A 7496-nucleotide genomic window follows, 5' to 3' on the forward strand; every position below is an offset into this window, starting at 1 on the left:
ATTTTTATAATCAAGTGGAGATAATTCATTTATTATTGTTTGAATATTTGTCATTAAAATGACCTGCCTTTCTAGTTGTATCATATGATTTATTTTATCATATATTGACATCAGAATATATTTTTTGTGTTAGATTCTGATGTATGCAAAGTGAGATTTTGCTTTAATTTTTAGCAAATAGAAACCTTTCTTTTGTGTTGTTTTTCAAAAGATATAAGTCAATCTTTTGTGTTGCTTTCCAAAAGATATAAATCAATCTTTTGTGTTATTTTCCAAAAGATATAAATCAATCTTTTGTGTTATCTACAAAAGATTGACGTCAATATTTTGAGATATTACAAAGATACTTAGAGTTTTATTCATATAATATAGAGATATGAAATGTTGCTAAATAGGAAATTTAATTATATAAGGGAGGTAGCGGAGTTACCGCGAATATTTTATGAAGAAAAATGTGATTAAAAAAAGGTTGTTATCATTATTACTTGTTGGAGCTATAATTAGTTCTAGTTTTGTTAGTTTTGCAGCTGAAGCAACGAATAGAGCTGAGGCAGATGCAAAGTACAAATGGAATTTAGAGAGTTTGTTTAGCTCAAGTGATGATTTTAAATCAGAGTTAGGTGCACTAGAAAAAGAGTTAAAGACAATGTCTAAATATGAGGGCAATTTAAATAATGTAGAATCTGTTGTAAAGATGACATTAGATCAAGAAAGATTGTATAAGAGAATGTCAAGATTACAGACGTATGCATCTTGTAAACTAAGTATAGATCAAACGAGCAATGAGGCTATAGAGCTTAACTTTTTGGTAAATCAATTGGCGTCAAAATTTGATGAAGCTTTTGGTTATTCAGATGGAGAGATATCTGAGCTCAGTGAAGAGACAATAAGGGCAATAATGAATGATAATAGAATTTCCAAGTACAGAAGTTATTATGACAATTTCTTAGATCAAGAAGATTCAGAAATGACTGAAGCACAAAATGCTATTCAAGAGGTATTGTCGCTAAGTGATGCATTGAATCAAACTCCATACGATATTTACAAAAGACTTGTTGCAGTAGATCAATATCCACTTCCAGTAGTATTAGAAGATGGAAGTGAAATGGTTGTAACTAAAGAAGAGGCCATGGAGATGATGGAGCGAAATGATGAAGCTGAAATATCAGCATTGATTAAAGCTATAAATGAATCATCTGATAAACTAAATAATGCATTTGCTACAGCACTCAGTACAAAGGTAATAGCAAATAAATTTCAAGCAGAAGCTAGAGAATACAGTTCTACAGTGGAATACCTGATGGATTTAGAACAAATTCCAAAATCAGTTTATGACAATTTATTGCAAGCAACAAATGATAATTTGAAGCTAGTACAAGAATATTATGACATAAAGAAAGAAAAATTCGGTTTAGATAAAATGACGTATCAAGATACTGCTAGACCACTTTCAGATTCATTTGATAGAACATTTACTTATGAAGAAGCTGTTGAAATATTGAAAAAGGCCTTGAAGCCGTTAGGTGAGGACTATGTAAGAGATTTTGCAAAGGGTATAGACAATAGATGGGTAGATGTATATCCTGGAGAAAGAAAAGAACAAGGAGCATTTGCAGGGCCAGGAGTAGATGAAAAACCAATTGTGTTGATGAACTTTGTTGGAGATTACGATTCTGTCTCAACGCTAGCTCATGAGATGGGTCATGCCATGAATTACTATTATACTCAGAAAAAACAAAATCCACAGGAGTCTGATATTCCGATATTTACAGCAGAGGTGGCATCTATTGGAAATGAACTGTTACTAAATGATTACATGATAAAAAATGCTGAGAGTAAGGATGAAAAATTGTATTATTTAGGAAAGCAAATAGAGTGGATAAACAGTACATTCTTTACTCAAGTTATGTTTTCAGAATTTGAAAATACACTTTATGAAAAGGTTGAAGCAGGAGAGCCATTGACTGCAGATGTTTTAAATGATATTTGGGCAAAGCTTAGTAAAAAGTATGACGGTAAGGAATTAGAGATGAGTGAAGATATGGAGACTGGATGGAAACAAATACATCATTTCTATGAGGATTTTTACGTTTATAAGTATGCGACATCGTTAGCAGCTTCTTACAAATTAGTTGACCCTATCATAAAGGGAGAAGAAGGAGCTGTCGAAAAATATAGAGAATTCTTGGCGGCTGGAAATGTTGAAAATGCTATAGATACTCTAAAGAGTGCGGGCGTAGATATGACTACAAAAGAACCTGTTGACACGCTTTTGAGCTACTACAAAGAGTTGATTGAAACAGTTAGAGATACTGTAAAATAGTTCATAATTGAAATACTCATGCTATCTAAAGTAGTTTAGACCTTTCGATTTTTTACGGTTGAATTTAGGATAAAATAGTATACCATGTAGTGGATTTTAGTAAATAATATTTAAAATCCACTACATGGTATTTTTTTGCTAATTATTCGGAGTATGCCTGAGGTTTAGGTACTATAATTTTATAAATTATTCGTCGTCAGAAGGTTTCCACTCTTTCCAAACATTACCTACTAGATTTGGTCCTGGTTTTAGAGTTTTCTTTCCAGGTTTCCATCCAGAAGGAGTAGCTTCTGCACCTTTAGTATTGCGTACATATTGGAAGGCTTTTAGCTGTCTTAGAGTTTCATTTACATCTCTTCCAACCGGTGGTGTAAGTACTTCATAGCCTTGAACTATGCCATCAGGGTCTATTAGGAATCTTCCTCTCATTTCGACTCCTGCTTCATCATCATAAACTCCATATAATCTTCCTATAGCTCCAGATTGGTCAGATAACATAGGGAATGTTACACCGCCATCTGTCATTTTTGACAACTCATTATCGTTCCACATTTTGTGAACAAATACGCTGTCTACACTTATAGACAATACTTCAGCATCGATATCTTTGAATTGACCGTATTTAGCAGCAACTGCTGACACTTCAGTGGCTCAAACAAAGGTGAAGTCTCCAGGATAGAAGCATAGTACAACCCACTTTCCTCTAAATTCATCTAAGCTCAAATTTACAAATTCTCCATTGTGATATGCTGCTGCAGTAAATTGTGGTGCTGGTTTTCCGACTTTAATCATTTTTTGACTATCCCCTTTCTCTGATTTAGATTCTTGAATTACAGACGTTTCTTGACTTTCGGATGAAGGTTCTGTACTGCTTTGAGGACGAACGCATCCGATTTTAAATTTTTCTGACATGTTATACACCTCCAAAATATATAACTAAACAAGTAGTATGTACCCTTTATAAAAAATATTTATCAAAAGAATTGATTTATAAAACTTATCTATAAATATTGACGAATTTGAGTTGGAAAAATCCACTTAATTTCAGGTAGATGAAATTAAGTGGATATCCATTTTAAATATCAGGGGTTTTATTATAATGCTCTTTTAACAGCTTCAAGAGCTTGGTCATAATCCACGTGATCAGTTACTTCTGAAACATATTCTAAGTGAGAGATATTTTTATCTTTGTCAATAACTACAATTCCACGTTCTAAAAGTCTAAATTCTTTTAAAATGAAACCATAATTTTCTCCAAAAGATAAATCCCTGTAGTCAGATACTACGTCTATATTCTCAATACCATGAGCTCCACAGAATCTTCCTTGAGCAAAAGGTAAATCAACACTGATAGTTACGATTTGAACATCTTCAGATAATTTTGAAGCTTCTTCGTTGAATTTGTTTGTTTGAAATTCGCAAACTCCAGTATCAACAGATGGTACAGCACTGATTACAACTACTTTTCCTTCTGTTTCTTTGTGAAAATCATATGGTGATAAATCTTGTTTTATAGCTACAAAGTTTGGAGCTTTTTCTCCAACTTTTACTTCCTGTCCTTTAAGTGTCACTGGGTTGCCTGCAAATGTTACTAGTCCTGTTCTTTCCATTATAAAGTCCTCCTAAAAATTTTATTGTTATAGTATTAAATTTCAAACCAAATAACCGATACCCTATTTTGAAATTATTATTCGTGTTCTTTTGTAATGATTACAACTTACAAGACAATAATAGCATGGAGAGAAAATGAAGTCAATACATTTTTATAATAAATACAAAAAATACACAAAATTATTATGAAACCACTTAAAAACTCAATTAAATTGATTTTCATTTATAATATTTTGAATTCAAAAAATATATTTAGATATTTATCCTATAGAAAATAAATTCTTTTACAAGTTTTTCGGCGAACGAATTTCTCATGGATGCGATTTTTACACGGTTTTACCGTTTTAATAACAAGATATTTCTGCTATAATGAAGGGTGGTTACTTACATATGGCAAAAAGCCAAAGGAAGGGTGTACGGTTATGAAGAACAAAGCGGTTATACTAGGATCGAATTATTATATAGCACTTAGTGTCATGAGATGCTTAGCGCCTTACGGAGTTACAACAGTGGCAGCAGAGTATAGTAAAAATGGAGCATATGCACTAAAATCTAAACATTGCAAAGAAGTGCTTATGGTTCCGCATTATAAAAAAGAGACAAAAGCTTTTATAAAAGCTCTAATAGATTATGCAAAAGAACAAGAAGCAAAGCCCGTGTTATTTCCATGTGCGGATCAATATGTTGAAGTAATAGATGAAAACTTTGATGAATTGAAAGAGCATTATCTGATTTCACAGACTGAAAAAGGAATTTATACTAAAGCTATGGACAAGGATAGTTTGTATCAAATAGCTGAATCATATGGCATGAAAGTACCAGAAACAGCTAGAATTACAGATGATGATTTCTATGAAAAAATAGAAAATGTAATAAAATATCCTTGTATCATAAAGCCGGCAGACTCACCAGCGTTTGTGGCGAAATTTAGAAGAAAAATATTTAAAGTTCATTCTAGAAAAGAACTTGATGAGGCACTTGCAAAAGTAAAGGACGCAAAGTTAGAGGTTGTAGTTCAAAGGATAATACCAGGATTTGATGATCATATGCATACATTTGATGCGTATATAGACCAAAACAATAAGGTGACTCACTGGCTGACTTGTCAAAAACTCAGACAATTTCCTATAAATTTTGGAGCATCTGTATTTACGCAGCAGAAAAATGTTCCCGAGTTATATGAGATTGGTGCACCATTTTTGGAATATCTTACATTCAAAGGTTTTGCCGAGATAGAATTTAAAAAGGATGAAGTAACAGGTGATTTCTATTTGATAGAGATAAATGTAAGATATAGTAATTTAAATACTATGGTTGCAAAAGCTGGACTTAATATGCCGTATATAACTTATAGAGAGCTCACAGGAGATCCACTTCCACCTAAAACTGTGGAAGAAACTACAGGCATAACATTTGTTTATGGTTATGAAGATTTCTTGGCTGTGAGAGAATATATCAAAACTAAGCAATTGACTTTAGGTCATGTTATAAAAACTTGGTTTGGAAGACCGAAAGCTTATGCGATTTGGTCATGGTCAGATCCGAAACCAGGACTCATGGTTTATGCTGGTGTATTCAAGAAGATAGCGAGAAAGATATTTAGAATTAAGAAGAAATAGATTTATTTTTAAAGGCGTAAAACCCCTGTGGGTGGTAGTTCGATTTTATAATATATGAATTTGGAAGTGAGGCTGAGGAGTATGAACGATAAGATCATAGGAATAATAGGCGGTATGGGACCAGAAGCTACTATGGATTTTTACATGAAGATTATAAAAAATACAAAAGTTTCTTGTGACCAAGATCATTATAGAGTAGTAATAGATAGTAATGCTAAGATACCAGATAGGACAAAAGCGATACTTGGCGAAGGGGCAGATCCTGTTCCTGCACTAGTAGAGACGGCTCAAAATCTAGAAAAAATAGGAGCCGAAGTTGGCTGCATTCCATGTATCACTGCACATTACTTCATAGACAAGGTAGCTGAATCTGTATCATTTCCAATATTAAATGCGCTTGAAGAAACATGCAATACTATAGGAAGAAGATTTGAAGGCGCTAGTAAAATAGGAGTACTTGCAACAACAGGTACTATAAAAACTGGTTTATTTGATAGGTACATGGAAGGGTACGAAATTGTTTATTTAGATGAAAACATGCAAGAGAACAATGTCATGGAAGCTATATATGGAAGTGAAGGAATAAAAAGTGGAGTGACAGAGGGAAAACCAGTCGAGCTATTAATGGAAGCAGGCAATAAATTAATAGAGCTAGGCGCAGAGGTGATAGTGGCAGGATGTACTGAGCTAAGCATAGTTTTAGATGAGAACTCATACAAAGTTCCGCTAATAGATCCTATGGTTGTGCTTGCTGAGAGTGTTACGAGAAGAAGTTAAAAGTGAATATATCTGAGTTTAAAGTTTAAATTTGTTTAAGCTAAAAGAGAATAAAAGCCCTTACAAAATTAGAGCGTTATAATTTTGTAAGGGCTTTTATTTTTTGGAAATTTTATATTACTAGAGTTGAAATGAAAAATTAATTACGCTTAGTTTACAATATAGATTTTTTCTATATTGTATGACCTAATAGAGTAATAGAAATCGAAATTGAAATTGAGTTTATTTATTTCTTATGATATAATTTAACGAAAAACATTTCGTAGAGTTCAGAATATGTCAGAGAGGAAGTATGTCATGGAAGAAAATAGAGATTTTAAAGATTATAATTGCGAAAGTGAAAAAGAACTATTAGAGAAAAAAGAGAAGCAGGAGAGAGAGGAATCTTATAAGTCTTTTAGGGTACTGGTTGTATATTTGATTGTAATATTGGCAATAGCATTTGGAAGTGAATACCATTCTAGTCAAAATGAGTCTGATTTCATGAAGAAACTAAACTCAGCAGAATTGTATAAAAAAAGCGAATATTTCAAAACACATCCAATGGGACTAGAGAAATTTTTTGTTAATAATATAGATGAAAATATGATCGGAAAAAGAACAAATTATGAGCACATAAATAGTTTCAATGATTATAGGTATTTTATAGCTCGATATGAAAATGAGGATATGCAGCCGGACAATGTTATAGTAAATACAAATAAAGCTAGAGTAATAATATCTATCGGAGATGGGAGTGTAAAATCAGAAAAACTTGATGTAGGTGTACTAGCGGAGTCACATAATAGTGATTACAAGCAAATGTTGCTATCATATCGTAGAGACAAGGTTGCATTTTTGTTTGAAAGAAATGAAGGCGAAGCGGCTGTAAAACATGAATTGATAGTAGTGGATTTAGAAAGTGGAAATGCTGTTGAATTGGTATCAGAGTTAGGAGAGTCTTTTGTTCCATTTAATTTTAAAATACTAAATTTCAAGTGGCTAGAAAATGACGAAATAGAAATAACTATACCAAACAAAGATCAAGTGGGATCTCAATCAATAGTGGAGTGGTTTAAAGGGGAAAATTCGGATACGGCGGTTATGAGACTAAGGCTTGAGTAATAAAATAAAATGAAATCAATAAGTACCGAATTATGATCGAGGTAGTGTAATAGTTTACACTA

General features: G+C 32.6%; 6 protein-coding genes. 4 read left to right on the forward strand and 2 right to left on the reverse strand.

Annotation, left to right across the window (positions count from 1 at the left end):
* Positions 1-454 precede the first annotated feature (454 nt).
* Positions 455-2323, forward strand: a complete 1869-nt coding sequence (locus tag N4A40_05970; GenBank protein MCT4661393.1) for an oligoendopeptidase F family protein — start codon at positions 455-457, stop codon at positions 2321-2323.
* A gap of 186 nt (positions 2324-2509) precedes the next feature.
* On the opposite strand, the gene prxU is transcribed toward N4A40_05970, so the two are convergent.
* Together prxU and tpx are read right to left on the reverse strand one after the other, a co-directional pair.
* The gene (gene prxU, locus N4A40_05975) at positions 2510-3235 is read right to left on the reverse strand and encodes a thioredoxin-dependent peroxiredoxin (GenBank protein ID MCT4661394.1); all 726 of its coding nucleotides are present in this window, start codon (positions 3233-3235) and stop codon (positions 2510-2512) included.
* A gap of 182 nt (positions 3236-3417) precedes the next feature.
* Positions 3418-3933: a thiol peroxidase gene (gene tpx / locus N4A40_05980; GenBank protein MCT4661395.1), complete on the reverse strand. Its 516-nt coding sequence runs from the start codon at positions 3931-3933 to the stop codon at positions 3418-3420.
* A 423-nt stretch (positions 3934-4356) separates the two neighbouring features.
* On the opposite strand from tpx, the gene N4A40_05985 reads away from it, so the two are divergent.
* The 3 genes from N4A40_05985 to N4A40_05995 all read left to right on the forward strand — a co-directional run bounded on the left by N4A40_05985 (position 4357) and on the right by N4A40_05995 (position 7434).
* A complete protein-coding gene (locus tag N4A40_05985) occupies positions 4357-5553 on the forward strand; it encodes a carboxylate--amine ligase (GenBank protein MCT4661396.1) in 1197 nt (398 codons plus the stop codon).
* A gap of 81 nt (positions 5554-5634) precedes the next feature.
* Positions 5635-6330 carry an amino acid racemase gene (locus N4A40_05990; protein MCT4661397.1) on the forward strand — a complete coding sequence of 232 codons (696 nt, stop codon included), beginning with the start codon at positions 5635-5637 and terminating at the stop codon, positions 6328-6330.
* A 297-nt stretch (positions 6331-6627) separates the two neighbouring features.
* Complete coding sequence (locus tag N4A40_05995) at positions 6628-7434, forward strand: hypothetical protein (GenBank protein ID MCT4661398.1); 807 nt, start codon at positions 6628-6630, stop codon at positions 7432-7434.
* Positions 7435-7496 lie beyond the last annotated feature (62 nt).

Source organism: Tissierellales bacterium, from assembly GCA_025210965.1.
Classification (GTDB): domain Bacteria; phylum Bacillota; class Clostridia; order Tissierellales; family JAOAQY01; genus JAOAQY01.